The following is a 24576-nucleotide window of genomic DNA, read 5'->3' as shown; positions in this document are numbered from 1 at the left end:
CCCTCTTCTGAGTGAAGCCCGGACCCAAAGCGCAAGAGCTTTCACCCGGACGGGTGGGTCCATATTTGCGCATAGTCCTTCCGGGCCATCGATGACTGCCCGCGCAGGGGCTGTTGCGCGTGCCCAGGGTTTCGTACCGTCCTGCTTGGCATCGGGAATTCCCGGCGCCGCCGTTGGGGGAGCCTCGAAAATCGGGAGAGGACGGCACCAGCATGAGCTGGGTTACCGACTGGAGCACGCAGGCCGCCTGCCGGAGTACCGATCCGGATGAGCTGTTCGTGCAGGGGGCGGCGCAGAACCGCGCCAAGGCAGTGTGCACCGGATGTCCGGTCCGCACCGAGTGCCTGGCCGACGCGCTGGACAACCGGGTGGAGTTCGGCGTCTGGGGCGGCATGACCGAGCGGGAGCGGCGCGCGCTGCTGCGCCGCCGGCCGATGATCACCTCGTGGCGTCGGCTCCTCGAGACCGCGCGCGAGGAGTACGAGCGCGACATCCACGGAGACGAGGAGTTCCGGGTCGCCGGCTGAACACGTGTCGGCACACGTGGCGCAACACGTGTGGACGACCCGAGGTCGGCACCTTCGACACCGCCGCATCCGCAAGCAACGCCATCGCGCGCGCACGTCACCGCCCGCCGGGGCCGGGAGTCAGGCCCGGGTCCCGGCGGGGTGGTGACGAGACGTCGGGCGGTGGGTCACCGCGGTCCGGATCACCCGGGCCCGCGGGTCCGGCCCGGCCGCGAGGTCAGCCGGAGCCCAGGCTCTCGCCGATGACGCGCAGACCCGCCAGGTCGTGCACGTCTCCGGGCAGCGCCGGGACCTCGGTCACCCGTACCTCGGGGTGGATCGACGTGAAGCGGGTCCGCATGCGCTCCTCGCGGTCGATCACCCGCAGCCGCTCGGCGTGCAGCGTGAGCAGTCCCGCGACCAGCCGCAGATCGGCGGGCTGCGGTGCGTCGTCGGCCGAATCCCCGTCGCCGGGGTCGTCGAGGTCGTCGGCCCGCTCGGTCAGCGACTCCGCCGCCGCCAGGCTCCGCTCCGCGGACAGCCGCCCCGCGCTCGTGGCGTGCACCCGGTTGAGCACCAGGCCGGCCAGCGGCATGCGCTCGGTGCCGAGCCGGTCGACGAAGTACGCGGCCTCGCGCAGCGCGTCCTTTTCCGGCGCGGCGACCACCAGGAACGAGGTGCCCCGGGCCTGGAGCAGCTTGTAGGTCGCGTCGGCCCGCTTGCGGAAGCCGCCGAAGGTGGTGTCGAGCGCGGCCACGAAGGTCTGGATGTCGGTCAGCAGGTGGGCGCCGACCACCTTGCTCAGCGCGCCGGTCATCATCCCCATGCCCGCCGACAGGAACTTCAGCGCGCCGCGTCCGCCGACCTTGGCGGGGGCGGACAGTATCCGGATCAGCCGGCCGTCCAGGAACGAGCCGAGACGCTGGGGGGCGTCCAGGAAGTCGAGGGCGGAGCGACTCGGCGGGGTGTCCACCACGATCAGGTCCCACTCGCCGGTCGCGTGCAACTGGCCCAGCTTCTCCATCGCCATGTATTCCTGCGTGCCGGCGAAGCTGGAGGACAACGACTGGTAGAAGGGGTTGTCGAGGATCTGCTGCGCGCGCTCGGGGTCGGCGTGTTGTTCGACGATCTCGTCGAACGTGCGCTTCATGTCGAGCATCATCGCGTGCAGGCTGCCGCCCTTGGTCTCGTCGACGTCGACGACCCGTCGGGGCGTGTTGTCCAACTCGGTCAGCCCCATCGACTGGGCCAGTCGGCGCGCCGGGTCGATGGTCAGCACCACCACGTCGCGACCACGTTCGGCCGCGCGCAGCCCGAGCGCCGCGGCCGTGGTGGTCTTGCCCACGCCGCCGGAGCCGCAACACACCAGGATGCGGGTGCCCGGGTCGTCGAGCAGCGCGTCGATCTCCAGCCTGTTCATGCCATCCCCTGCTCGCGCAGCGCTTCGGCGAGGCGGTACAGACCGCCCAGATCCATCCCGTCGGCCAGCAGCGGCAGTTCGTAGACCGGCAGATCCAGGCCGCGGACCAGGGCCCGGCCGGTGCTCTCCAACTCGATCCGGCTCGCGTGCTCGTCGGCTTCGCCGAGCAGCGAGGCGACCAGCGGCCGGGTGGGCTTGATCCCGCCGGCGAGCAGCCCGGCCTCGAGCAACTCGGGCGTCAGCCGCCGGCCGGTGTCGCTCTCGTCCTCGGCCTGGAGCGGCGGGCGGGCCATGTTGATCACCACACCGCCGGTGGGCAGGCCCGACGCGCGCAGTTCGGCGACACCGTCCACGGTCTCCTGGACCGGCATCTCCTCGAGCAGGGTGACCAGGTGCACCGCGGTCTGCGCCGAGCGGATCACCCCCATCACCGCCTCGGCCTGGGTGTGGATCGGACCGAACCGGGCCAGCCCGGCCACCTCGGTGTTGACGTTGAGGAAGCGCGCGATGCGCCCGGTCGGCGGCGCGTCCATCACCACCGCGTCGTAGGCGAACGCCCCCTGCACCCGCCGCCGGGCCGACTCGCACGCCTTCCCGGTCAGCAGCACGTCGCGCAGACCGGGCGCGATGGTGGTGGCGAAGTCGATCGCGCCCAGCTTCTTCAGGCCCTTACCGGCCCGGCCCAGGTGGTAGAACATGTCGAGGTATTCGAGCAACGCCTCCTCCGGGTCGATCGCGAGCGCGTACACCTCGCCACCACCCGGGGCGACCGCGATCCTGCGGTCCTCGTAGGGCAGATGCGGACAGTCGAAGAGCTGCGCGATGCCCTGCCGTCCCTCGACCTCGACCAGCAGCGTGCGCCGCCCGCCGGTGGCCAGCGCCAGGGCGAGGGCGGCGGCCACGGTGGTCTTGCCGGTGCCGCCCTTGCCGCTGACCACGTGCAGGCGCACGCCCTCCCAATCGGCGTCGCCGTCGGTCGTGCGTGCGCCCGCCGGCCACGTGGTCACGGCAGCCGCCCGGCGGGACGGGGCGGCGCGCTCGGCTCGGGGCGGCGGCATGCCCGGATCCCTGCCCTCGAAGGCTTGCGCCATTCGGCCGCACGCGTGCAACCACCGGACCCGTGTGACCTCGCACCCAAACTCACGAGTCGAGCCTAACCACCCGCTCCCCGCCCGGTCGGAGGTGATCCCCCCGGGGTGACCCGCGTCACGTCACCGTCGACCGAACGGCGTAGCGCGCTTCCTTGTACGCCCCCGTCTCCAGGATGTCCCCGAGCACCCGCGCGGCCTCGACCACGTCGGCGTGTCCGATGTAGAGCGGGTTGAAGCCGAAGCGCAGCACGTCCGGCGGTCGCACGTCGCCGATCACCCCGCGGTCGATCAGCGCCGCCATCACCGCGTGCGCCTCGGAGTGGCGCACCGCGACCTGGCTGCCGCGCCGCGCGTGTTCGGTCGGGGTCAGCGTCTCCAGGCCCAGGTCGCCCACGCACGCGATGAACAGGTCGGTCAGCGCCAGGCCCTTGGCCCGCACCTCGGCCATGGACACCCCGTCGTAGGCGTCGAGGGCGGCCTCCAGGGCGAGCATGGACAGCAGCGGGGGCGTGCCGATCCGGGCCCGCTCGATGCCGGGCGCCGGGGCGTAGCCGGCCTCCATGCCGAACGGGTTCGCGTGCCCGTGCCAGCCGGTCAGCGCGGGCTCGAACGCGGCGATGTGCCGCTCGGCGACGTAGACGAACGCAGGCGCGCCGGGCCCGCCGGACAGGTACTTGTAGCCGCACCCCACCGCGAGGTCCACCTCGTGCGCGTCCAGGTCGATCGGGAACGCGCCCGCGGAGTGGCACACGTCCCACAGGGCCAACGCACCGGCGGCGTGCGCGGCGGCGGTCAGGCCGGGCAGGTCGCGCAACTCGCCGCTGCGGTAGTCGACGTGGTTGTACGCGATCACCGCGATCGTGTCGCCGTCCGCGCGCAACACCTCGGCCGCCTCGCCGACCGGCACCCGGCGCACCTCGGCACCGAGCAGGCCGGCGATCGAGTCGGCCAGGTAGAGGTCGGTCGGGAAGCTGTCCGGGTCGGCCAGCACCACGGTGCGCCCCGGGCGCAGCCGCAGCGCGCCCGCGATCGCGTTGAAGATCTGTACCGACGTCGAGTCGCCGCAGACCACCCGGCCGGGCGCGGCGCCGATCAGCGCGCCGATCCGGTCGCCGATCCGCGCGGGCGCGCCCCACCAGTCGTTGGCGTTCCAGGACCGGATCAGGTCCGTGCCCCACTGCCGGTGCACCGCGTCCCGCAGCGCCTCGGGTACGCCGGCGGGCAGCGCGCCGAGCGAGTTGCCGTCGAGGTAGATCACACCCTCCGGCAGCAGGAACCGCTGGCGCACGTGCGCCAGCGGATCGGCGGCGTCGAGCGCCGCCGCGGTGGTGCTCCGCCCGGCCGCGAGGCCGGCGGTCGAGCGTTGGTCCGCCGAATCGTCGGCGACCGTGTTCAACGAGGAATCCGACATGCTCCACCAGTCTTTCGATGAATCAGGACTTCGATGGTTCGACCAAGGTGCGCATGGTCCACAACTCGGGAAAAACGCGCACGCGTACGGTCTGTGCCAACCAAGAAGCACCGGCCGAACCGCCCGTTCCCGGTCGGTTCCCCAGCGCTCGCAGTGTGGCGGCCAGATGCCGCTCGCGCCAGCGGGTCCAGCGCTCGGAGATGTCGGTCAACACCTCGCCGAGAGCGACCAGATCGCGCACCCCGTCGGTGTAGGCGCCCGCCCACGCGCGTTCGACGTCCTCCGTCGGCTCGTAGGGCCGGCTCGGGTCGGACCGCCCGCTCGCGGCCTCGCACAGGCCCCGCCGGGCGAGCAGGTCCAGCGCGTGGTCGTACAGGCTCGGCGCCCGCAACGCCCGATCCAGTTCCGCGTGCACGTCCGGGGTGCCCACGTAGCCCCGCAGCACCCCCGCGCGCTTGATCCCGAGCAGGAACTCCAGGTGCCGGTACAGGTACGACTGGAAGCCGGACGCCTCGCCCAACTCCTCGCGGAACGCGCCGAACTCGCCGGGGGTGAGCGTGGCGAGCAGGTCCCACGTGGACACCAGCACGTCCAACTCGCGCACGCTGCGCCGCAGCGTGTCGGTCGCGCCCGCCACGTCGTCGGCGTCGAGCCGCTCGCCCGCGATCGTCCATTCGTGCCGGAGCAGCGCGAACAACAACTCCATCACCTGGGACGCGATCAGGAACGACATCTCGGCGGGCACGTCGGTGCGGGTGCGCTGGAGGGACAGCAGGGTGTCGAGTCTCGCGTAGTCCGCGTAGGGGATCGCGCCGGCCGGTCGCACGTTTGGCGGGTGGACGCCGTGCGCGGGTTCGTTTCGGGGCGTCGGTGCGCCGATCGCCATGCGTCCACCTCTCGCGCCGGGCCCGCCGGGGGCCGGTCGGGGAGTGCCCACATGCAATCGTGCGACGGCTCGGTTGGGAATGGGCGTCGAACCTCGGAACGGCCGATTCGGTTTACGCTCGCAACGTGTCGGACGACATACCCTCACGATCGTGAACGGAGGGCGAACATGGACGCGATCGACCGCAGACTGCTCGCCGAACTGCAACGCGACGCCCGGACCTCGCTCAACGAACTGTCCCGGCGGATCAACCTCTCCGCGCCGGCGGTGGCCACCCGGGTGCGCCGACTCGAACACAGCGGCGTGATCACCGGCTACCACGCGCACGTGGACCCGGCGGCGGCCGGCCGCGGCGTGGTCGCCCTGGTCCGGATGAACTGCTACGGCCCGGGCTGTCTGCTGCGCCGCGACGCGGACACGGTGCGCGAATGGCCCGAGGTGCTCCAGGTGCACCGGGTCACCGGCGACGCGTGTTGCCTGCTGATGGTCGCGGTCGCCACCATGGTCGACTTCCAGGTGCTCATCGACCGGCTCGCCGAGCACGGCAAACCCTCCAGCACGATGGTGTTGTCCTCGCCGGTGGCGTGGCGCCCCGTCGAACCGCCGGACGTGTCGGTCTAAAGTCTGGACCCATGACGAAGTGGGAATACGTGACCGTCCCCCTGCTGGTGCACGCGACCAAGCAGATTCTGGACAACTGGGGCGACGACGGCTGGGAACTCGTCCAGGTGGTGCCGGGTCCGAACCCGGAGAGCCTGGTGGCCTACATGAAGCGGGCGAAGCAGGTGGCGGCGTGAGCGAGGTACACCCCGAACAGCGCATCACCGACCTGGGCCTGACGCTGCCCGGCGTGGTGCCCCCGGTCGCGGCCTACGTGCCCGCGGTCCGCACCGGCAATTACATCCACACCTCCGGCCAGCTGCCGATGATCGAGGGCAAGCTGCCCGCGACCGGCAAGGTCGGCGCCGAGGTCACCGCCGAGGAGGCGAAGGAGCTCGCGCGGCAGTGCGCGCTCAACGCGCTCGCGGCGGTCAAGGCCGAACTCGGCGACCTCGCGCTGGTGCGCCGGGTGGTCAAGGTGGTCGGCTTCGTGGCCAGCGCCCCCGACTTCACCGGGCAGCCCGGCGTGATCAACGGCGCCAGCGAACTGCTCGGCGAGGTCTTCGGCGAGGCCGGCCGGCATGCGCGCAGCGCGGTCGGCGTGGCGGTGCTGCCGCTCGACGCCCCCGTCGAGGTGGAGATCCTCGTCGAGGTGGTCTGACCCGAACGGCGCGCGTCCCCGCCGAGGTACGCACGGAGCGGACCCGCACCCGAAAGGGGCGGGTCCGCTCGGTTTCGGGGGGTCAGGGATGGAACTTGACTCGGTCAGGCGTACGATCCGGCGCATGGCCGAAACGGGGAGTACGCAAGCCGGGAGCGCCCAGCCGGGCATGCCCGCGTCCTGGACCGAGCGGGCCCGCGCGATCATCGCCGGCGAGGCCGAACCGGTGCCCCCGCGCCGCGCGGCGACCGTGGTGCTGCTGCGCGACCGTCCCCGAGGGCCCGAGGCGTACCTGCTGCGCCGGCACACCACGATGAAGTTCGCGGCCGGGATGTACGCCTTCCCCGGCGGCGGGGTCGACCCCCGCGACGCGGACCACTCGCCCGCCTGGGCCGGACCCGAACCCGCCGAGTGGGCCGAACGGCTGGGCACCACGGTCGCCGAGGCCCGCGCGATCGTGTGCGCGGCGGTCCGGGAGACCTTCGAGGAATCCGGCGTGCTGCTCGCCGGGCCCGACCCGACCACCGTCGTCTCGGATACGACCGGCGCCGACTGGGAGGCCGACCGCGCCGCGCTGGTGGCCCGCGAGCGCACCTTCACCGAGTTCCTGGCCGGCCGCGACCTGGTGCTGCGCTCCGACCTGCTCGGCGCGTGGGCGCGCTGGATCACCCCGGAATTCGAGGACCGGCGCTACGACACGTGGTTCTTCGTCGCCGCGCTGCCCGCCGGCCAACGCACCCGCGACGTCTCGGGCGAGGCGGACCGGGTCACCTGGGCCCGCCCCGCCGACGCGCTGGCCCAACACCGCGCGCAGGAGATGGCGATGTTGCCGCCCACCATCGACACGCTGCGCCACCTGGCCGAACTCGCCGACCCCGCCGCCGCGCTGGCCGCCGCCGCGGACCGCGAGATCAGCCCGATCATGGCGCGGGGCCGTTTCGACGGAGACCGCCTCGTGCTCGAATGGCCCGGCATCGCGGACCCGTTCGGTCTGCGCTGACCCCGCGTCGGTGCCCCGGGGGCCGATACGCGACGATCCACTGTTCGGTCCCGGGCACCCGAGGTACAGGATGGCGACCATGAACGCACAGCCCCTGCCCGGCAACCCCCGCACGAGCATCGGCGGACCCGCGAGCGCGCGGGTGACCTGTCTGCTCGCGCCCAACCCGAGCGTGATGTCGCTCGACGGCACCAACACGTGGATCGTGGCCGAGCCCGGCGCGGACACCGCCGTGGTGATCGATCCGGGCCCCGACGACGAGGGCCATCTGCGCGCGATCGTCGCCGCGGTCGAGGCCGAGGGCCGCCGGGTGGGCCGGATCCTGCTCACCCACGGCCACCCCGATCACTCGGCGGGCGTGGCGGGCCTGAAGGCGCTCACCAACGCGGTGGTGCACGCGGTCGACCCGCAGTGGCGCTACGGCGGCGAGGGCCTGATCGACGGGCAGGTGATCGACGACGGCGGGCTCGATCTGCGCGTGCTGGCCACACCCGGCCATTCGGGTGACTCGGTGTGCTTCGTGGTGGCCGAGGACCGGTTCGTGATCACCGGCGACACCGTGCTCGGCCGCGGCACCACCGTGGTCGCGCATCCCGACGGCCGCCTGAGCGACTACCTGGACTCGCTGCGCCGGCTGCGCGCGCTGGCCGAATCCGGCGAGATCACCGCCGTACTGCCCGCGCACGGCCCGATCCTGGACGACGCGGCCGGCGTGCTCGACTTCTACCTGGCGCATCGGGCGGCCCGGCTGGCCCAGGTCGAGGCCGCGGTCGCCGCGGGTGACACCACCGCCGAGGAGGTCGTCCGGCGGGTCTACGCCGACGTGGACCGGGACGTGTGGTGGGCCGCCGAGTTGTCGGTCCGCGCCCAGCTGGAGTATCTGGCCGAGCGCACCGACGCCTGAGCGCACCGCAGCCCGAACGACCGTGGGCCCGCCGACGGCGGGCCCACGGGTCGATGTGTACGAAGTGCTAGCGCGAGCGGCGCGACAACCGCTCGACGTCCATCAGGACCACCGCACGCGCCTCCAGCCGCAGCCAGCCCCGGCTCGCGAAGTCGGCCAGCGCCTTGTTGACCGTCTCCCGCGAGGCGCCGACCAGCTGGGCCAGCTCCTCCTGGGTGAGGTCGTGCGCCACGTGGATGCCCTCGTCGGCCGGCACGCCGAACCGGCGGGACAGGTCGAGCAGCGCCTTGGCCACGCGGCCGGGCACGTCGGAGAAGACCAGGTCGCCCAGGCTCTCGTTGGTCCGCCGGAGCCGACGGGCTATCGCCCGCAGCAGTGCCGCGGCGACCTTGGGCCGACCGGTCAGCCACGGCTGCAGGTCGGAGTGGCCCAAGCCGAGCAGCCGCACGTCGGTCAGCGCGGTCGCGGTCGCCGTACGCGGTCCGGGGTCGAACAGCGACAACTCGCCGAACATCTCGCCCGGGCCGAGCACCGCGAGCATGTTCTCCCGGCCGTCGTTGGAGCTGCGGTGCAGCTTGATCTTGCCCTCGATCACCACGTAAAGCCGGTCGCCCGGGTCACCTTCGTGGAAGAGCGAATCCCCGCGCTCGAGCCCGACCTCCGTCATGGAGGCCCGCAGCTCGGCGGCGTCCTCATCTTCGAGCGCCGCGAACAGCGGAGCCCGCTGCAAAACGTCGTCCACGAGGTTCCTCCTAGGCCGGCCTGGTCGACACCAATGAAGCCGGACGGTCAAACAGTGCGATCGGTCACAGTCTGACGCACCGGTACCCGCAATCATCACGCGGGGTGGCCTGGATCACGAACGGGCGGATCCACAGTAACCGGACATGTCGCTCCTGTGATCGAGCGTGTGCGGACTGCTCGACCGTAGTGCCCGCACATCTGCGTACTCTGGCCGGGTGTCGAGCAACGTGACGGAGCCCGCGCCGCGCGGGTCGCGGAGCACCGCGAAGGTCGTGAAAGCCACAAAAGCCGGGAAGGGCGAGTCCCGCCTGGCTCTGGTGCGCCGTGCGCGCCGGATCAACCGCGAACTGGGCGAGATATACCCGGGCGCGCACTGCGAACTCGACTACGGCGACGCGTTCCAGTTGCTGGTCGCCGTGGTGTTGTCCGCGCAGACCACCGACCGCCGGGTCAACACGGTCACCCCGGCGCTGTTCGCCCGCTTCCCCGACGCCGCCGCGATCGCGGCGGCGGAGCCCGCGGAGTTGGAGTCGATCATTCAGCCGACCGGGTTCTTCCGGGCCAAGACCCGCTCGGTACAGGGCCTGGCCCAGGCGCTCCTGGACCGCTACGCCGGCGAGGTGCCGGGGCGGCTCGCCGACCTCGTCACCCTGCCGGGGGTCGGCCGCAAGACCGCCAACGTGGTGCTCGGCGAGGTCTTCGACGTCCCCGGGATCACCGTCGACACCCACTTCGGGCGACTGGCCCGCCGCTTCGGGTGGACCACCGACGACGATCCGGTCCGGATCGAGAAGGAGGTCGGCGCGCTCTTCCCGCGCCGCGACCTGACCCTGATCTCGCACCGGGTGATCTTCCACGGCCGCCGGGTGTGCCACGCCCGCCGGCCCGCCTGCGGGGCGTGCGCGATCGCGCCGCTGTGTCCGGCCTACGGCGAGGGCGAGACGGACCCGATCAAGGCCCGGGCCCTGCTCAAGTACGAGATGGCCGGACAACCCGGCCAACGGCTCAAGCCGCCGGCTAAACCGGTGCTGGCCCAACCGACCGAGCAGGCCGAGCCGACGCAGGACGCACCGAAAGCACCGCAAGACGAGGGGGACGCCGGGTGACGCAGACCGGGACCGGGATCCAGACGTGGGCCGAGGCCGACCTGCCGGAGTGGCTGCGCCCGGTGGCGCGCACCGCCCGGTCGGTCAGCCCCGAACAGCTCAGCCGCTTCCTGCCGCCCGCCGAGGGCGGCCGGCGCTCCGCCGTACTGATCCTGTTCGGCGAGGGCCCCGAGGGACCCGATCTGCTGCTGCTCCAGCGTGCCGCGACGCTGCGCTCGCACGCGGGCCAGGCGGCCTTCCCCGGCGGCTCGGTGGATCCGGGCGACGACGGGCCCGAGGGCACCGCGCTGCGCGAGGCGCAGGAGGAGGTCGGGCTCGACCCCGCCGGGGTGCGGATCTTCGGCCGACTGCCCGATCTGTACATCCCGGTGAGCAACTTCGTGGTCACGCCCGTGCTCGCCTGGTGGCATCGGGAGAGCGAGGTGGCCCCGGGCGCGCCGGAGGAGGTCGCGCGGGTGTTGCGGGTGTCCATCGCCGAACTCGCCGACCCGGCCAACCGGGTCCGGCTGCGGCATCCCGGCGGCCACCTGGGACCGGCGTTCGAGGTGCAGGACCTGGTGGTCTGGGGCTTCACCGCGGGGCTGATCGACCGAGTGCTGCACCACACCGGCTGGGAGCGGCCGTGGGACCCCCGGCGTGAGATCACCCTGTCCGACGCCGAGGACCGACTGGCCCGGCGCGGCTTCGACCCCTACGAGGAGACCGCCTCCGAACCCGAGGCCCGGGACTGATCGGCGCGCAGGCCCTGTCCGACGGATTCCGGCGCGGCCTCGGCGGCATCGATACGACGCCCCGCCGGCCCCGGCGGGGCAGCGCGCCGGCGGGGTGTCGACAGGGGCTGTGTACGGCTGTGTCACCGGTGTTCGACGAACCGGCACGGCTGCGGACAGCGCGGGCTCGCACGTGAGAACGTGAGCGCGTGAATGTCCTGGACCTGTTGCTGCTCGCCGCCGCGGTGGCCTTCGCCATCTCCGGATACCGGCAGGGCTTCATCGTCGGCGTGCTCTCGTTCCTGGGCTTCATCGGCGGCGGCGTGTTCGGCATGTGGCTGGTGCCCTCGCTGCTGAACCGATTCGAGCCGGGGCTCGGGCCCTCGATCGCGGCGATCTGCGTCGTGCTCGTGCTGGCCACCGCGCTCCAGGCGTTGACCACCGCGGCCGGCAACCGGCTGCGCCGCCGACTCACCTGGCGACCGGCGCGCCTGGTGGACGCGGCGGGCGGCGCGATCGTGAGCGTGTGCGCGCTGTTGATCGTGGTGTGGCTGATCGGCTCCTCCGTCGCGGGCGCGTCGATGCCCACCGTCTCGCGGGAGGTGCGCTCGTCCCAGGTGCTCGGCGGTGTGCAGAAGGTGTTGCCCCGGGGCGCGGACACGTGGTTCTCCTCGTTCGGCAACCTGCTCGACCGCAACGGCTTCCCGCAGGTGTTCAGTCCGTTCGTGCGCGAGGACATCCCGCAGGTGCCGCCGCCGGACCCCAAGTTGTTGTCGATGCCCGCGGTCCGGGAGAGCCAGGACAAGATCGTCAAGATCGTCGGCACCGCGAAGAGTTGCGGCAAGGTGATCGAGGGCTCCGGCTTCGTCTACGCGCCGCAGCGGGTGATGACCAACGCCCACGTGGTCGGGGGGGTGCGCAAGCCGAACGTGCAGATCGGCGGCGAGGGCCGGGAGTACCCGGCGGAGGTCGTGCTCTACGACTGGAAGCGCGACATTGCCGTGCTCAAGGTGCCCGGACTCAAGGCCACCCCACTGCTGTTCGAGCCCAAGGTGGAGAGCGGCGCGGACGCGATCGTGGCCGGCTTCCCGGAGAACGGCGGCTTCCACGTCGAGGCCGCGCGCGTGCGGGCCCGGATCCAGGCCGGCGGTCCGGACATCTACAAGCGCGGCACGGTCAGTCGCGACGTCTACTCGCTCTACGCGAAGGTCCGCCAGGGCAACTCCGGCGGACCGCTGATCTCGCCGAACGGCAAGGTCGCCGGGGTGATCTTCGCCAAGTCGCTCGACGACGAGTCCACCGGATACGCGCTCACCGTCGAGGAGGTCCGCGCGGACGCCGAAGCCGGGGCGGTCGCCGACCGCCCCGTGGACACCCAGAGTTGCGCGATGTGACGTCGAACCGACGGGCCGCCGGAGCGCGGCGGCTCGTGACCGGTCAGCGGGGGAAGCGCAGACGCAACGTCAACCAGCGCGCTCGCCGGCGCAATATCCCCATCAGCCCCGGGAAATGATCCCCCCGGTCGGCAACCGCGCCGGCCGGCGCCCCTCGCTCGTGCTCGAACCCTTGGGTACCGGTGGTGTGGATCTCAACCATGAGGGTCTCTGCCGTCTCCGACCGGGTGTCCCCGGCCCCCGCCGCCATGCTCGGAGCGCTGTACGTCCGGCTCATACGGGGGCGCCTACCCGGGCCACCGACGGCGTAATCGCGCCGCCCGCCGGGCCGGAAACGATTCCCGAGCCCACTCGGGGCGATCTGTACGGAAGTGTCGGATATGCCCATCGAGATCACACAACGAAGGCCCGAAAGCGCTGTCGGAACTTCAACGCTCGGGTTCCGGATCCTTCAACCAGCCCAGCAGTTCCTCGGTGAACATCGCGGGTTGTTCCTCGTGCGGGAAGTGCCCGACGCCGTCCAGCAGTCGCCAGCGGTACGGCGCCTCCACGTAGCGCCCGGAACCGGCCGCGGTGCGCGGCAGGATCACCGGGTCGAGGGCGCCGTGCAGATGCAGCGTGGGCACCTCGACGGGAGCCTTCATCCGGGTCGAGTACTGGATGCCGTCCGGGCGCGGGATGGAGCGGATCAGCCACCGGTAGTGTTCGGCCGCGCAGTGCGCGGTGCCCGGCACCAGCATCGCCTGGCGATAGCGGGTGAACGACTCGTCCACCGGCCGGCCCGGCGCCGACCACGCGCGCAGCATGTCGCCCACCATCGCCGCGTCGTCGCGGATCAGTTGCCGCTCGGGCACCCACGGCCGCTGGAAGCCGAAGATGTGCGAACTCGCCGCCATCTGATGACGGTCCGTCAGCAGCGCGCCGCGCAGTCGCCGGGGGTGCGGCATCGACACCGCGACCAGTCGGCGGACCACCTTGGGCCGCAACACCGCGGCGGTCCACCCCAGATAGGCGCCCAGGTCGTGGCCGACCACGATCGCGTCCGGCTCGCCGAGCGAGCGGATCACCCCGGTCACGTCCAGGGCCAGGGTGATCGGGTCGTAGCCGCGCGGGGTGCGGTCGCTGCCGCCGTAGCCGCGCAGGTCCATCGCGACCGCGCGATAGCCGGCCCGGGCCAACGCCTGCATCTGATGCCGCCAGGTCCACCAGAACTGCGGGAATCCGTGCAGCAGCAGCACGACCGGTCCCTCGCCCGTCTCGGCGATGTGGAACCGCGCGCCGTTGGCGGCGATGTCGCGGTGCGTCCAGGGCCCGGCCACGTTGACCACGGTGCTCTCGGGAACCGTCATGCCGAGCAGGGTTGCACACTCGCGATCGCACTCCCGTTTCCGCGCCCGCTTTCCCCGGCCCGGGCGCGCCGCGCGGTCAGCCGACGTTCTTGAGCGTGTTGATCGTGTCCTGGGTGGTGGTGATCGTGCGCTCCGGCGGCCGCACCTTCTTGAACGACACGATCCCGTAGTACCCGAGCCCGCCCGCGAGCAGCAGGTAGAAGCCGCCGACGATCAGGAAGCTCCACGCCACACCCAGACCCAGGGCGTGGATTCCGTACACGACCGCGAAGCTCAGGAAGACGAACGCGAACACTCCGACGAAGGCCGCCGCGCCGAACGCGCCGCCGCCCTTCGCGACGTTGACCACGCTGACCTTGACCTCGCTCTTGGCGAGCGCGATCTCGCTGCGGACCAGGGTGGACATGTCCTTGCTGGCGGACGAGAACAGCTCGCCGAGGGATCGTTGCGCGTCGACGGGCACGTCCTGGGCCGGGGACCTGTCGGTGCCTGCCATGGTCACTCCTCGTACCGGTATGGATAAGCCGAACCCCGATCATGCCCTGCTGCGGTGATGCGTATCCACCGGGGCACGTCGTACGAGTGTTTCGGATGGGAAACGAAGCAATCCGGACTACGCGAGCTTGTCCCGGCGCAGCCTGTCGGCGTCCGTTTGATACACGTCGGGGATACCGTCGCCGTCGTCGTCGCGGTTCTCCTCGGCGCACAGCCGGGCGTAGGTGTTGTTCCGTATCCGCAGTACGACCGTGGCCGCCGCGGCGGACAGCACCGAGCCGACCAGGACCGCGGCCTTCGCCTGTTCGGTCAGCATCGGGTCGTCGGTGAAGGCGAGTTCGCTGATCAGCAGCGACACGGTGAAGCCGATGCCGGCCAGCATGGACATGCCGAACACGTCGGGCCAGGCCAGGTCGTCGCTGAGTTGGGCCCGGGTGAACCGGGCGACCAGCCAGGTGCCGACGAAGATGCCGACCACCTTGCCCGCGATCAGGCCGAGCAGGACGCCGAGCGTGGGCCGATGGGTGAACACGTCGCCGAGCACCGGTCCGGAGACCGCGACACCCGCGGACAGCAGCGCGAAGATCGGCACCGCCAGACCGGCGGAGACCGGCCGGACCAGGTGCTCGACGTGCTCGGCCGGCGAGGTGCGCTCGTCCCGGTCCGGAACCACCCGCATCAGCAGGCCCATCGCCACCCCGGCGACCGTCGCGTGCACCCCGCTCTCGTGCATCAGCGCCCAGGTCACCACCGCGAGCGGTACGTAGAACCACCAGCCGCGCACCCGCCGGCGCTGGAGCAGCCAGAAGACCACGAGCAGCGCGAACGCCCCGGCCAGGGCCAGGAAGTTCACCGAATCGGTGAAGAAGATCGCGATGATCAGGATCGCGCCCAGGTCGTCCACCACGGCCAGGGTGAGCAGGAACGAGCGCAGCGCGGACGGCAGGCTGGTGCCGATCACGGCGAGTACGGCCAGCGCGAAGGCGATGTCGGTCGCGGTGGGGATGGCCCAGCCGTCCGGCGAGCCGCCGCCGGCGTTGACCGCGAAGTAGAACAGCGCGGGGGTGAGCATCCCGCATCCGGCGGCGACCACCGGCAGGATCGCCTGGGCCGGATTGCGCAGGTCGCCGACCACCAACTCGCGCTTGAGTTCGATGCCGGCCACGAAGAAGAAGATCGCGAGCAGTCCGTCGGCGGCCCAGGTGCTCAGCGACAGGTCGAGGTGCAGCGCCGAGGGGCCGAACCGGAAGTCGCGCAGGTCCTGGTAGGCGTCGCTCCACCCGGTGTTCGCCCAGACCACCGCGACCACCGCCGCGATCAGCAGCAGCGCGCCGCCGACCGTTTCGGTGCGCAGCGCGTCGGCGATGAAATTCCGCTCGGCCAGCGTGGACGGACGCCGAAAGAACTTGTTGCGTGGTGCGGACTCGGCACCCACGGGACCTCCAGGTCGGCTGCGGCTCGCGGGCGTATACCGCCCTGCGAAAACGACAAAACAGCGCCGACCAGACTTCCCGGCATGTCTCCCGACGGGGGAGACCCACGACGCGGGAGCGGTCCGACCCGGACCCGGTCCCCATCAGTGTATCGACAAGATTTTCGATTCCGCCGAACCGATCCGGGCCACGGCGGGCATCATGACCCGCCGCGGGCGGCAACACGAGGGCCCCGCACCGAGGTTGCGCTCGGTACGGGGCCCTCGTGTCGCGGCGGGTCGCCGGTCGGTCAGTCCTGTCGGCGCGTCGGCAGCGCGTTCTCCTCGACGGACAGCGCCCGGTTCGCGGCGGGCTTGTTCGGCCCCTGCGCGGCGGTGACGATCGAGTTCCAGTCCGCCGGGGTCTGGCCCACACCCAGTCCCTGGAGCTTGGCGATCACCGCGGGGTCCTGCCCCTCGAGCCAGTCGGTCAGCTGACGGAACGTCACGCAGCGTACGTCGGCCTTGGTGCAGACCGAGGTCACCGTGTCCCGGACGGCGTTCATGTAGATGCCGCCGTTCCAGTCCTCGAAGTGATTCCCGATGAACAGCGGAGCGCGGTTGGTGGTATAGGCGCGCTGGAATCCGTTCATGTAGAACTCGTGGGCCTCTTTCTCCCACGCGTCCTTCTTGGACGGGTCGTATTTACCGTGCCGCTGCCCCTGCTCGTACATGATGTTGTAGTCCATGGAGAGCTGCGACTTGTTCGGGTCACCCGGCCACGGCAGCGACTGCAGCGGGAAGTCCCAGATCCCGGTCTCCTTGCCGCGCTTGGGCCACATCTGAAGACCGCCGGGCGAACTCGCGTCGTAGCGGAAGCCCATCTCCTTGGCCGCCCGCATCAGGTTCGGCTGGCCCTCCAGGCACGGCGCGCGGCCACCGATGAGTTCCTTGCCAGGTGCGTAGTCGAACGGCAGCGGCGGAAGGTCGGCGTAGCCGGTGTTGGTCTTCCAGTTCTGGACGAATTTCACCGCCTGCTCGGTTTCGTTCTTCCAGTCGTCCGGGCTCCAACTCTTGCCGCTCGTGGCGCTGTTGCAGAAGTGGCCGTTGAAGTGCGTACCGACTTCGTTGCCCTTGAGCCAGACCTCGCGCATCTGGATGATCGTGTTGCGCACGGTTTCGTCGGACATGAAGTTGATGTCCGACTGACCCGCGGTGTGCTTCGGCCCGGTATACATAGCTTTCTTCGTCTTCGGGAGCGTGTAGATACCGCTCAGGAAGTACGTCATCTGGGCCTTGTTCGCCTCGGACACCTTCAGGAATTGCGAAACCAGCTTGTTGCCGTCCTCGGCCGCGCCATCCCACGAGAACACGACGAACTGCGGCGGTTTCTCCCCCGGCTTGAGCTTCTCCACCTTGGGCTGGTTCGGCTGGGGACCGGTGTCGGCGGTCGAGCCGTCACCGATCGGTTTGACCGGACCCCTCGGTTTGTCCGATTCCTTACCCGGATCGCTCGGATTTCCGCTGCCAGGGTTCTTTGCAGAGGAGTTGCCGGAATCTTTCCCGTCCTTTGCGAAAACCACGAAACCGATAGCGGCCAGGACTGCGACAACGACGAGCACCGCAGCGCCGCGGACAGTTCGCACAGTTCACCTCTTCCCATGGACATGCCGGACCGGGCTGTATTCCCTATCGATACATACGCACGCCGGGGTCACCCGGTTGCGTGCGTCCCCGGTCCGCTTCCCCGCGTACCCGGGCCGGGATCCATCGGATCGTCCGGGGCGCGTGAGCGCGGACACATCACCGTACGGGGCGTCGGGCCCCGGAAGCGATCCGGCGTCACCCTCCGGTCACGGGTCGGCGCGGAACTCGATCCGCCCGCCGTACATGCCCATCGCACAGGTCCAGTCGACCGTCCCGGGGCGCGGTACGCCCAGGTCGATCGTGGTCTCGCCGGTCACCGGCAGGACCTGCTGCCGGTCGCGCCCGGGCAGCACGAAGCCCCGGGTGCAGCCGGTGGTGTGGTCGGTGCGCAACACCAGGACGGTGGGTACGCCGGCCCGGGCCAGCGCGCGGGCCGGGTGGTAACCCTCGTTCGCCACCCGGACGGTGACCCGCTGTACGCCGTCGGCCCCCGTGCTCGCCGCCGCGTGGTCGACCGCGCCGCGGGCCGCCGGGGTCCACCAGCCGGCCAGACGCAGTCCGGAGCCGACCGTCCACGCGGCCACCACGAGCACCAACACGCCCAGGGCGGTGGTCAGTCGCCCACGCAGCACGCGCCCCGACGCGCCGACCAGCAGACCCAGGACGGTGAACAGCGGGATGGTGCCGAGGACGAAACCGGTCAGGATCGCGGCGCCGCCGAGCGCGTTCCGCGAGGTGACGGCGACCAGTTCGGCGCCCAGCGTCACCCCGCACGGGACGAACACCGTGGCCGCGCCCAGGAGCAGCGGGCCGCGCCCGGCGCCGCGGGCCGAGCCGCGCGGCAACAGCCGACCCACGCCGGGCACGCCGAGCATGGCCAAGCCGAACAGCACCATCAGCGCGGCGGCGAGGAGCATCAGGACCGCCCGGGTGCTCGGCGCCGGTTGGATCGCGCCGCCGAGCAGGCCGAGCAGTGCGCCCAGGACGGCGTGGGCGACCAGCTTCGCGCCCAGGAAGGCGGCCAGCGCGCGGGGGAGCGGGCGGCGCATGGGGGAGGCGGCGCAGTCGGCGGCCTGGGCGGCCTCGACGGATTCGGCGGGTCCGGCGCGATCGGCGGGCCCGGTGGTCGAGGTCGCCCCGCACGGGCGAACCGCGCCGACCAGAAGGCCGCCCTGGACCGCCGCGCAGGACGCGCCGCCCGCGGCGAACCCCGCGCCGAGCCCGGTCGCGAACAGCGTGAGCACCTGCACGGCACCACCCCCACTCCGGGGAGATTACGGGCCATCACACACAGTGTGGAAGGTGCTCGGTGTGAAACATCTGTTTCACCCATATGGGTGCACATTTTACGTTCCGAAAAGGATAGCCTTACTGTGACGAGATAAACACTTAGGGTTAAGTTGGCCTATCCGGCCCGAATACTCTTCTTTCGACCCGCGCGCCGCCACCCCTGCGGCAGCCATGCCCGCCATGACATGACTGACATGACTGACCCCGGAGGACACGGACATGCCCGTTGCCCCTGTCACCACGCCCGCGCCGGTTTCCAGGGCCGCGTCCGCGCGGGCCGATCTCGGCGCCTCGCTGGTGGTTTTCCTGGTCGCCGTGCCGCTCTCCCTCGGCATCGCGCTCGCGGCCGGCGCCCCGCTCGGCGCCGGCATCATCTCGGCCGTGGTCGGCGGCATCGTGGTCGGTCTGCTCGGCGGCGCGCCGCTCCAGGTGAGCGGCCCCACCGCGGGCCTGACGGTGATCGTGGCCGGTCTCGTACAGAACTACGGCTGGCGGGTGACCTGCCTGGTCACCGTCGGCGCCGGCCTGCTGCAGATCCTGCTCGGCGTGGCCAGGGTGGCCCGGGCCACCCTCGCCCTGTCGCCGGCCGTCGTACACGGCGTCGTGGCCGGCATCGGCGTGGTGATCGCGCTGGCCCAACTGCACGTGGTCCTGGGCGGCGCGCCACAACGATCGGCCTGGGAGAACCTGCGCGAACTGCCCCGTCAGATCGCCGACCTGCACACCCCCGCGGTCGCCGTCGGGGTGATCACCCTGGCCCTGCTGCTCGGTTGGCCGCTGCTCGGCCGACTGCCCGGTCGCGGCGCGGCGTTGCGCCGGGTGCCGGCGCCGCTGGTCGCGGTCTCGGCGGCCACCGCGTGCGCGAGCGTGCTGCACCTGGACGTGGCCCGGGTGGACCTGTCCTCGGTCGTGTTCACCACCCCGGTACTGCCTCCGTCGGGCGCGTGGGGCGCGATCGTGGTCGGCGCGGTCAGCGTGGCGCTGGTCTCCGGGATGGAGTCGCTGCTCTCGGCCGCGGCGGTCGACCGGCTGCACGACGGGCCGCGAGCCCGACTCGATCGCGAACTGATCGGCCAGGGCGTGGGCAACGTGGTCTCCGGTGCGATCGGCGGCTACCCGGTCACCGGCGTGGCGATCCGCTCGGTGACCAACGTGCGGGCAGGCGCGGTCACCCGGGCCGCGACGATCCTGCACGGGGTGTGGGTGATGGTGTTCGTGGCCCTGCTCGGCGCGCTCGTCGAGCGCATCCCGCTGGCGGTGCTGGCCGCCCTGGTGATGGCGGTCGGCCTCCAGATGGTCAGCCTCGCGCACATCCGGCACGTACACCGCCACCGCGAATTCCCGGCGTACGCCGCGACGATCGCGGGGGTGATCCTGGCCGGGGTGCTCCAGGGTGTGCTGCTCGGCGTGGTGGTCGCGGTGTGCACCGCGCTGTACCGGCTCAGCCGCAGCACCGTGCGGGTCCACCCCGGCGACGGCGTCCTGCACGTGGAGGTGCACGGCTCGCTCACCTTCCTGTCGGTGCCGCGACTGTCGCGCGTGCTCGCCAAGTTGCCGCCCGGGGAGCACGTGGTGGTGGACATGACGGTGGACTACCTCGACCAGGCCGCGTTCGAGGCCGTGCACTCGTGGCGCGCCGGCTACCTCGCGCGCGGGGGTCGGGTGGACATCGAGGAGATCCACGACGGTTGTTACGAGCGGGCCGCGGGCGGCACCCCGGGGCCCCGGCGGTCCCGACTGACCCCGTCGCCGCGCTGGTTCGCGCCGTGGTGGCACTGGCAGCGCGCGTGTCCGCGCGAGGACGGCACCGCGTCCCAGGCCCTGGTGGCCGGTGCCCGCGAGTTCCGGCAGCGCACCGCGCCCCTGGTCCAGCCGTTCCTGGAACGCCTCGCGCTGGAGGGGCAAAAACCCGCGCAACTGTTCATCACCTGCGCCGATTCGCGGATCGTGCCGAACCTGATCACCGCGAGCGGTCCCGGCGACCTGTTCACCGTGCGCAACGTCGGCAACCTGGTGCCGCCCGGCGACACCGCCCGGGTCGAGCCGGGCACGGGCGACGCGTCGGTGGGCGCGGCCATCGAGTACGCGGTGTCGGTGCTCGGGGTGCGCAGCATCACCGTGTGCGGGCACTCCGGGTGCGGGGCGATGAAGGCGCTGCTCGACAAGGTCGGCACGGTGCCCGACGCCGGATCGGGTCCCGGTGCCACGCCGCACCTGGACCGCTGGCTGCGCCACGGCGACGCGTCGCTGGCCCGCTTCGCCGCCGAGCCCGCGCCGACCGTGACCGGTCATACCGTGCCGCCGGTGGAGCAGTTGTGCCTGACCAACGTGGTCCAGCAACTGGACAACCTGCTCGACCACACGGTGGTCGCGCAGGCGGTGGCGGCGGGCCGGCTGCGGTTGTTCGGGCTCTACTTCGACCTCGCATCCGCGCAGATGTACCTCTACGACGCGGTGCGCGGCGACTTCGGTCCGGTGGACGCGGAACGGGCCGAGTCCGGGGCGCTCCCGCAGGCCGTCCCGACGAGCGCCGAAGATCACACTTTTCCGGCGCTCAATCCCGGATAGCCGGCCCGCATGCTCGCGCGGTCGGCCACGATGCACGCTGTGCATCGGAGTGGTCTAAACCAATCTCCGTGCTCCTCTTGCCGGCTCGGGCCGGTCCCTGATGAGCTACGGCAGAGAAGAGACCGCAGCCGCACGGAGGAGTACGCGTGAGCAACGCAGACCGGAACACGGGAGACAAGGCCGGCGAGGCACTGTCGAACCTGCTGCGCGAGGAGCGCCGCTTCGCACCTCCGCCCGCGCTCGCGGCCGACGCCAACGTCAAGGCCGACGCGTACGAACGGGCGGAGGCCGATCGGCTCGGCTTCTGGGCCGAGCAGGCCCGGCGGCTCGACTGGGCGGTCGAGCCGCAGGAGACGCTGGACTGGTCGACACCCCCGTTCGCGAAGTGGTTCGCCGACGGCAAGCTGAACGTGGCCTACAACTGCGTCGACCGGCACGTCGAGGCGGGCCACGGCGACCGGGTCGCGATCCACTTCGAGGGCGAGCCGGGCGACACCCGCACGCTCACCTACGCCGACCTCAAGCGCGAGGTCTCCAAGGCGGCCAACGCGCTGACCTCGCTGGGCGTCGAGGCCGGCGACCGGGTGGCGATCTACCTGCCGATGATCCCGGAGGCGGTGATCTCGATGCTCGCGTGCGCGCGCATCGGCGCCCCGCACTCGGTGGTCTTCGGCGGCTTCTCCGCGGACGCGGTCTCGTCACGTGTCACCGACAACGACGCGCGGATCGTGATCACCGCCGACGGCGGCTACCGGCGCGGCAAGCCGTCGGCGCTCAAGCCCGCCATCGACGAGGCCCTGACGTCCTGCCCGGACGTGCGCAACGTGCTGGTCGTGCGGCGCACCGGCGGCGACGTCGCGTGGACCGAGGGCCGCGACATCTGGTGGCACGACCTGGTCGACGCGCAGTCGGAGGAGCACGAGCCGCAGCCGTTCGACGCCGAGCACCCGCTGTTCATCCTGTACACGTCGGGCACCACCGGTAAGCCCAAGGGCATCCTGCACACCTCCGGCGGCTACCTGACCCAGGCGAGCTACACCCACCACGCGGTCTTCGACCTCAAGCCCGAGACCGACGTGTACTGGTGCACCGCCGACATCGGCTGGGTCACCGGGCACTCCTACATCACCTACGGCCCGCTCTCCAACGGCGCCACCCAGGTCATGTACGAGGGCACACCCGACACCCCGCACCAGGGCCGCTGGTGGGAGATCGTGGCGAAGTACGGGGTCACCATCCTGTACACCGCGCCCACCGCGATCCGCACGTGCATGAAGTGGGGCGACGACATCCCCGCCAAGTTCGACCTGTCCTCGCTGCGCATCCTGGGCAGCGTCGGCGAGCCGATCAACCCCGAGGCGTGGATCTGGTACCGCGAGCACATCGGCGCCGGGAAGACCCCGATCGTGGACACCTGGTGGCAGACCGAGACCGGCGCGATCATGATCAGCCCGCTGCCGGGCGTCACCTCCACCAAGCCGGGCTCCGCGCAGCGCGCGCTGCCGGGCATCTCGGCCAAGGTCGTCGACGACACCGCGACCGAGGTCGGCAACGGCGGTGGCGGCTACCTGGTCCTGGACCGGCCGTGGCCGTCGATGCTGCGCACCATCTGGGGCGACGACCAGCGGTTCAAGGACACCTACTGGTCGCGCTTCGAGGACCTGTACTTCGCCGGCGACGGTGCGAAGAAGGACGACGACGGCGACATCTGGCTGCTCGGCCGGGTCGACGACGTGATGCTCGTGTCGGGCCACAACATCTCCACCACCGAGGTCGAGTCGGCCCTGGTGTCGCACCCCAAGGTCGCCGAGTCGGCGGTGGTCGGCGCGACCGACGCGACCACCGGCCAGGCGATCGTGGCGTTCGTGATCCTGCGCGGCAGCGCCTCGGAGTCGGCCGAACTGGTCGCCGAACTGCGCGAGCACGTCGGCAAGGTGCTCGGCCCGATCGCCAAGCCCAAGCGGATCCTGCCGGTGGCGGAGCTGCCCAAGACCCGCTCCGGCAAGATCATGCGCCGCCTGCTGCGCGACGTGGCGGAGAATCGCACGCTCGGCGACGTCACCACGCTCACCGACTCGTCGGTGATGGACCTGATCTCGTCGCAGCTGCCGTCGGCCCCGACGGAGGACTGAGCGGGACGGAGTGGATGCGGGGCGGTCCGTCACTGGTGGGCGGGCCGCCCCGCGTCGTCGGGATCGGGGCTGCGGGCCGGGGCTTCGGGTCGCGCTTCGGACGGGGCGTTTGGGCCGGGCGTTTCGGGTCGGTGTTTCAGACCGGTGCGGACATTGCCTGCGGGCCGAGTACGAACCCCGAGTCGACCTGCTCGGCCAGGTCGACGCCGGTCTTCGCGTTGGCCCAGCCGCGTGCGTTGCGCAGGTGGAACTCGACCATCTGCGCCGTGTATCGCGCCCAGTCGCGGCGTTCGAAACCGGCGTCGGCGGCCTGCACCAACTCGTCCAGCGCGGCCCGGTTGGCCGGTTCCAGGCTGTCGAAGTCGGGGGAGTGGCCCTTCTCCAGGGCCCGTACGTAGTCGGACTGCACGGTCCAGGTGAGCAGGTCGTCGCCGACGTGCTCGCGCAGGAACTCGACGTCGTCGGGGCCCTGGACCTTGTTGCCGACCACCGCGAGCGCGACGCCCCAGTCGCGGGCGTAGTCGCGGTATTGCCGGTAGACGCCGACGCCCTTGCGGGTCGGCTCGGCGACCAGGAAGGTCAGGTCGAACCGGGTGAACAACCCGGAGGCGAACGAGTCCGAGCCGGCGGTCATGTCGACCACCAGATACTCGCCCGCGCCGTCGACGAGGTGGTTGAGGTACAACTCCACCGCGCCGACCTTCGAGTGGTAGCACGCGACGCCGAGATCGGACTCGGCGAACGGCCCCGTCGCCATCAGCCGCAGTCCGGGCAGTCCGGGCACCTCGCGCGCGCACGCCGCGTGGATCGGGTTGTCCTCGGTGAGTCGGATCAGCCGCGAACCCCGGCCCGGCGGGGTGGTCTTGACCATCTGCTCCGTCGAGCCGATCCGCGGGTTGTCGCCGCGCAACCAGTCCTTGATCGTGGGCAGGCGGGCGCCCATCGCGGGCATCGCCGCCGCGGCCTGCTCGTCGAGGCCGAGCGCGGCGCCGAGGTGCTGGTTGATGTCCGCGTCCACGGCGACCACCGGGCGGCCGGCGGCCACCAGATGCCGGATGAACAACGACGAGAGCGTGGTCTTGCCGCTGCCGCCCTTGCCGACGAAGGCGATTTTCACGGCCTCTCCCTTGATATATGAGTTTGACAATCGTTTTCGATAGGATCATCCGTTGCGGACCGTGATCACGTCAAGTCGGAAAGTAGTCGAAGCGTCGGCCGGCGGGTCGTCGACCCCGCGCGGGTGCGGCCGGG

At 71.4% G+C, this 24576-nt stretch carries 22 protein-coding genes; 11 read left to right on the top strand and 11 right to left on the bottom strand.

What is annotated here, in order from left to right; genetic code table 11:
* Positions 1–212 precede the first annotated feature (212 nt).
* Complete coding sequence (locus ACMXN5_RS14990) at positions 213–527, top strand: WhiB family transcriptional regulator (protein WP_020554910.1); 315 nt, start codon at positions 213–215, stop codon at positions 525–527.
* Between the two features lie 217 nt (positions 528–744).
* Here ACMXN5_RS14990 and ACMXN5_RS14985 read toward each other — a convergent pair whose 3' ends face one another.
* The 4 genes from ACMXN5_RS14985 to ACMXN5_RS14970 all read right to left on the bottom strand — a co-directional run bounded on the left by ACMXN5_RS14985 (position 745) and on the right by ACMXN5_RS14970 (position 5314).
* Positions 745–1926, bottom strand: coding sequence for an ArsA family ATPase (locus tag ACMXN5_RS14985; RefSeq protein ID WP_439675679.1), 1182 nt, complete (start codon positions 1924–1926; stop codon positions 745–747).
* Positions 1923–2984 carry an ArsA-related P-loop ATPase gene (locus ACMXN5_RS14980; RefSeq protein WP_439675678.1) on the bottom strand — a complete coding sequence of 354 codons (1062 nt, stop codon included), beginning with the start codon at positions 2982–2984 and terminating at the stop codon, positions 1923–1925. Before ACMXN5_RS14980 ends, ACMXN5_RS14985 begins: the two co-directional genes overlap by 4 nt.
* Positions 2985–3132: 148 nt before the next feature.
* Entirely contained in the window at positions 3133–4428 is a 1296-nt protein-coding gene (gene kynU, locus ACMXN5_RS14975) for a kynureninase (protein WP_439675677.1), read from the bottom strand.
* 22 nt (positions 4429–4450) lie between these two features.
* The gene (locus tag ACMXN5_RS14970; protein ID WP_439675676.1) at positions 4451–5314 is read right to left on the bottom strand and encodes a tryptophan 2,3-dioxygenase; all 864 of its coding nucleotides are present in this window, start codon (positions 5312–5314) and stop codon (positions 4451–4453) included.
* Between the two features lie 168 nt (positions 5315–5482).
* On the opposite strand from ACMXN5_RS14970, the gene ACMXN5_RS14965 reads away from it, so the two are divergent.
* The 5 genes from ACMXN5_RS14965 (at position 5483) to ACMXN5_RS14945 (ending at position 8479) form a co-directional block, all read left to right on the top strand.
* The gene (locus ACMXN5_RS14965; RefSeq protein WP_379998882.1) at positions 5483–5935 is read left to right on the top strand and encodes an Lrp/AsnC family transcriptional regulator; all 453 of its coding nucleotides are present in this window, start codon (positions 5483–5485) and stop codon (positions 5933–5935) included.
* Between the two features lie 11 nt (positions 5936–5946).
* Positions 5947–6111: a DUF4177 domain-containing protein gene (locus tag ACMXN5_RS14960; protein WP_170222226.1), complete on the top strand. Its 165-nt coding sequence runs from the start codon at positions 5947–5949 to the stop codon at positions 6109–6111.
* Positions 6108–6575, top strand: a complete 468-nt coding sequence (locus ACMXN5_RS14955; RefSeq protein WP_439675675.1) for a RidA family protein — start codon at positions 6108–6110, stop codon at positions 6573–6575. The genes ACMXN5_RS14960 and ACMXN5_RS14955 overlap by 4 nt, the downstream gene beginning before the upstream one ends.
* Positions 6576–6699: 124 nt before the next feature.
* Complete coding sequence (locus ACMXN5_RS14950; RefSeq protein ID WP_395798438.1) at positions 6700–7575, top strand: NUDIX hydrolase; 876 nt, start codon at positions 6700–6702, stop codon at positions 7573–7575.
* A 79-nt stretch (positions 7576–7654) separates the two neighbouring features.
* Positions 7655–8479 carry an MBL fold metallo-hydrolase gene (locus tag ACMXN5_RS14945; protein WP_439675674.1) on the top strand — a complete coding sequence of 275 codons (825 nt, stop codon included), beginning with the start codon at positions 7655–7657 and terminating at the stop codon, positions 8477–8479.
* A gap of 67 nt (positions 8480–8546) precedes the next feature.
* On the opposite strand, the gene ACMXN5_RS14940 is transcribed toward ACMXN5_RS14945, so the two are convergent.
* A complete protein-coding gene (locus tag ACMXN5_RS14940) occupies positions 8547–9221 on the bottom strand; it encodes a Crp/Fnr family transcriptional regulator (protein WP_078976497.1) in 675 nt (224 codons plus the stop codon).
* Between the two features lie 217 nt (positions 9222–9438).
* On the opposite strand from ACMXN5_RS14940, the gene nth reads away from it, so the two are divergent.
* The 3 genes from nth to ACMXN5_RS14925 all read left to right on the top strand — a co-directional run bounded on the left by nth (position 9439) and on the right by ACMXN5_RS14925 (position 12433).
* Entirely contained in the window at positions 9439–10329 is an 891-nt protein-coding gene (nth, locus tag ACMXN5_RS14935; RefSeq protein WP_439675673.1) for an endonuclease III, read from the top strand.
* Positions 10326–11060, top strand: coding sequence for an NUDIX hydrolase (locus tag ACMXN5_RS14930; protein ID WP_439675672.1), 735 nt, complete (start codon positions 10326–10328; stop codon positions 11058–11060). Before nth ends, ACMXN5_RS14930 begins: the two co-directional genes overlap by 4 nt.
* Before the next feature lie 188 nt (positions 11061–11248).
* Entirely contained in the window at positions 11249–12433 is a 1185-nt protein-coding gene (locus ACMXN5_RS14925; RefSeq protein ID WP_439675671.1) for a MarP family serine protease, read from the top strand.
* 428 nt (positions 12434–12861) lie between these two features.
* Here ACMXN5_RS14925 and ACMXN5_RS14920 read toward each other — a convergent pair whose 3' ends face one another.
* From ACMXN5_RS14920 to ACMXN5_RS14900, 5 genes are all read right to left on the bottom strand, one after another.
* Entirely contained in the window at positions 12862–13782 is a 921-nt protein-coding gene (locus ACMXN5_RS14920) for an alpha/beta fold hydrolase (RefSeq protein WP_439675670.1), read from the bottom strand.
* A 76-nt stretch (positions 13783–13858) separates the two neighbouring features.
* On the bottom strand, positions 13859–14278 hold the full coding sequence (locus ACMXN5_RS14915) for a phage holin family protein (RefSeq protein WP_395798428.1): 420 nt from the start codon (positions 14276–14278) through the stop codon (positions 13859–13861).
* A 117-nt stretch (positions 14279–14395) separates the two neighbouring features.
* The gene (gene nhaA, locus ACMXN5_RS14910; RefSeq protein ID WP_439675669.1) at positions 14396–15712 is read right to left on the bottom strand and encodes a Na+/H+ antiporter NhaA; all 1317 of its coding nucleotides are present in this window, start codon (positions 15710–15712) and stop codon (positions 14396–14398) included.
* A 287-nt stretch (positions 15713–15999) separates the two neighbouring features.
* Entirely contained in the window at positions 16000–17334 is a 1335-nt protein-coding gene (locus ACMXN5_RS14905) for a hypothetical protein (protein WP_439675668.1), read from the bottom strand.
* Between the two features lie 207 nt (positions 17335–17541).
* Positions 17542–18585 carry an urease accessory protein UreH domain-containing protein gene (locus ACMXN5_RS14900; protein WP_439675667.1) on the bottom strand — a complete coding sequence of 348 codons (1044 nt, stop codon included), beginning with the start codon at positions 18583–18585 and terminating at the stop codon, positions 17542–17544.
* Positions 18586–18844: 259 nt separating this feature from the next.
* On the opposite strand from ACMXN5_RS14900, the gene ACMXN5_RS14895 reads away from it, so the two are divergent.
* Together ACMXN5_RS14895 and acs are read left to right on the top strand one after the other, a co-directional pair.
* Positions 18845–21193, top strand: a complete 2349-nt coding sequence (locus tag ACMXN5_RS14895; RefSeq protein ID WP_439675666.1) for a SulP family inorganic anion transporter — start codon at positions 18845–18847, stop codon at positions 21191–21193.
* Between the two features lie 146 nt (positions 21194–21339).
* On the top strand, positions 21340–23325 hold the full coding sequence (gene acs / locus ACMXN5_RS14890) for an acetate--CoA ligase (protein ID WP_439675665.1): 1986 nt from the start codon (positions 21340–21342) through the stop codon (positions 23323–23325).
* A gap of 136 nt (positions 23326–23461) precedes the next feature.
* Here the strand turns inward: acs and ACMXN5_RS14885 are convergent, their stop codons facing one another.
* The gene (locus ACMXN5_RS14885) at positions 23462–24442 is read right to left on the bottom strand and encodes a nucleotide-binding protein (RefSeq protein WP_439675664.1); all 981 of its coding nucleotides are present in this window, start codon (positions 24440–24442) and stop codon (positions 23462–23464) included.
* Between the last annotated feature and the right edge of the window lie 134 nt (positions 24443–24576).

It is taken from the genome of Embleya australiensis, assembly GCF_051903075.1.
Classification (GTDB): Bacteria; Actinomycetota; Actinomycetes; order Streptomycetales; family Streptomycetaceae; genus Embleya.
The sequence above is the reverse complement of the archived record's forward strand: the minus strand, read 5'-3'. Positions and strand labels throughout refer to the sequence as shown.

Bases quoted from the DNA above. Each gene is read 5' to 3' on its own strand.
- ACMXN5_RS14990 (WP_020554910.1), top strand. From the start codon at position 213: ATGAGCTGGGTTACCGACTGGAGCACGCAGGCCGCCTGCCGGAGTACC.
- ACMXN5_RS14985 (WP_439675679.1), bottom strand. From the start codon at position 1,926: ATGAACAGGCTGGAGATCGACGCGCTGCTCGACGACCCGGGCACCCGC.
- ACMXN5_RS14980 (WP_439675678.1), bottom strand. From the start codon at position 2,984: ATGCCGCCGCCCCGAGCCGAGCGCGCCGCCCCGTCCCGCCGGGCGGCT.
- kynU (WP_439675677.1), bottom strand. From the start codon at position 4,428: ATGTCGGATTCCTCGTTGAACACGGTCGCCGACGATTCGGCGGACCAA.
- ACMXN5_RS14970 (WP_439675676.1), bottom strand. From the start codon at position 5,314: ATGGCGATCGGCGCACCGACGCCCCGAAACGAACCCGCGCACGGCGTC.
- ACMXN5_RS14965 (WP_379998882.1), top strand. From the start codon at position 5,483: ATGGACGCGATCGACCGCAGACTGCTCGCCGAACTGCAACGCGACGCC.
- ACMXN5_RS14960 (WP_170222226.1), top strand. From the start codon at position 5,947: ATGACGAAGTGGGAATACGTGACCGTCCCCCTGCTGGTGCACGCGACC.
- ACMXN5_RS14950 (WP_395798438.1), top strand. From the start codon at position 6,700: ATGGCCGAAACGGGGAGTACGCAAGCCGGGAGCGCCCAGCCGGGCATG.
- ACMXN5_RS14945 (WP_439675674.1), top strand. From the start codon at position 7,655: ATGAACGCACAGCCCCTGCCCGGCAACCCCCGCACGAGCATCGGCGGA.
- ACMXN5_RS14920 (WP_439675670.1), bottom strand. From the start codon at position 13,782: ATGACGGTTCCCGAGAGCACCGTGGTCAACGTGGCCGGGCCCTGGACG.
- ACMXN5_RS14915 (WP_395798428.1), bottom strand. From the start codon at position 14,278: ATGGCAGGCACCGACAGGTCCCCGGCCCAGGACGTGCCCGTCGACGCG.
- ACMXN5_RS14895 (WP_439675666.1), top strand. From the start codon at position 18,845: ATGCCCGTTGCCCCTGTCACCACGCCCGCGCCGGTTTCCAGGGCCGCG.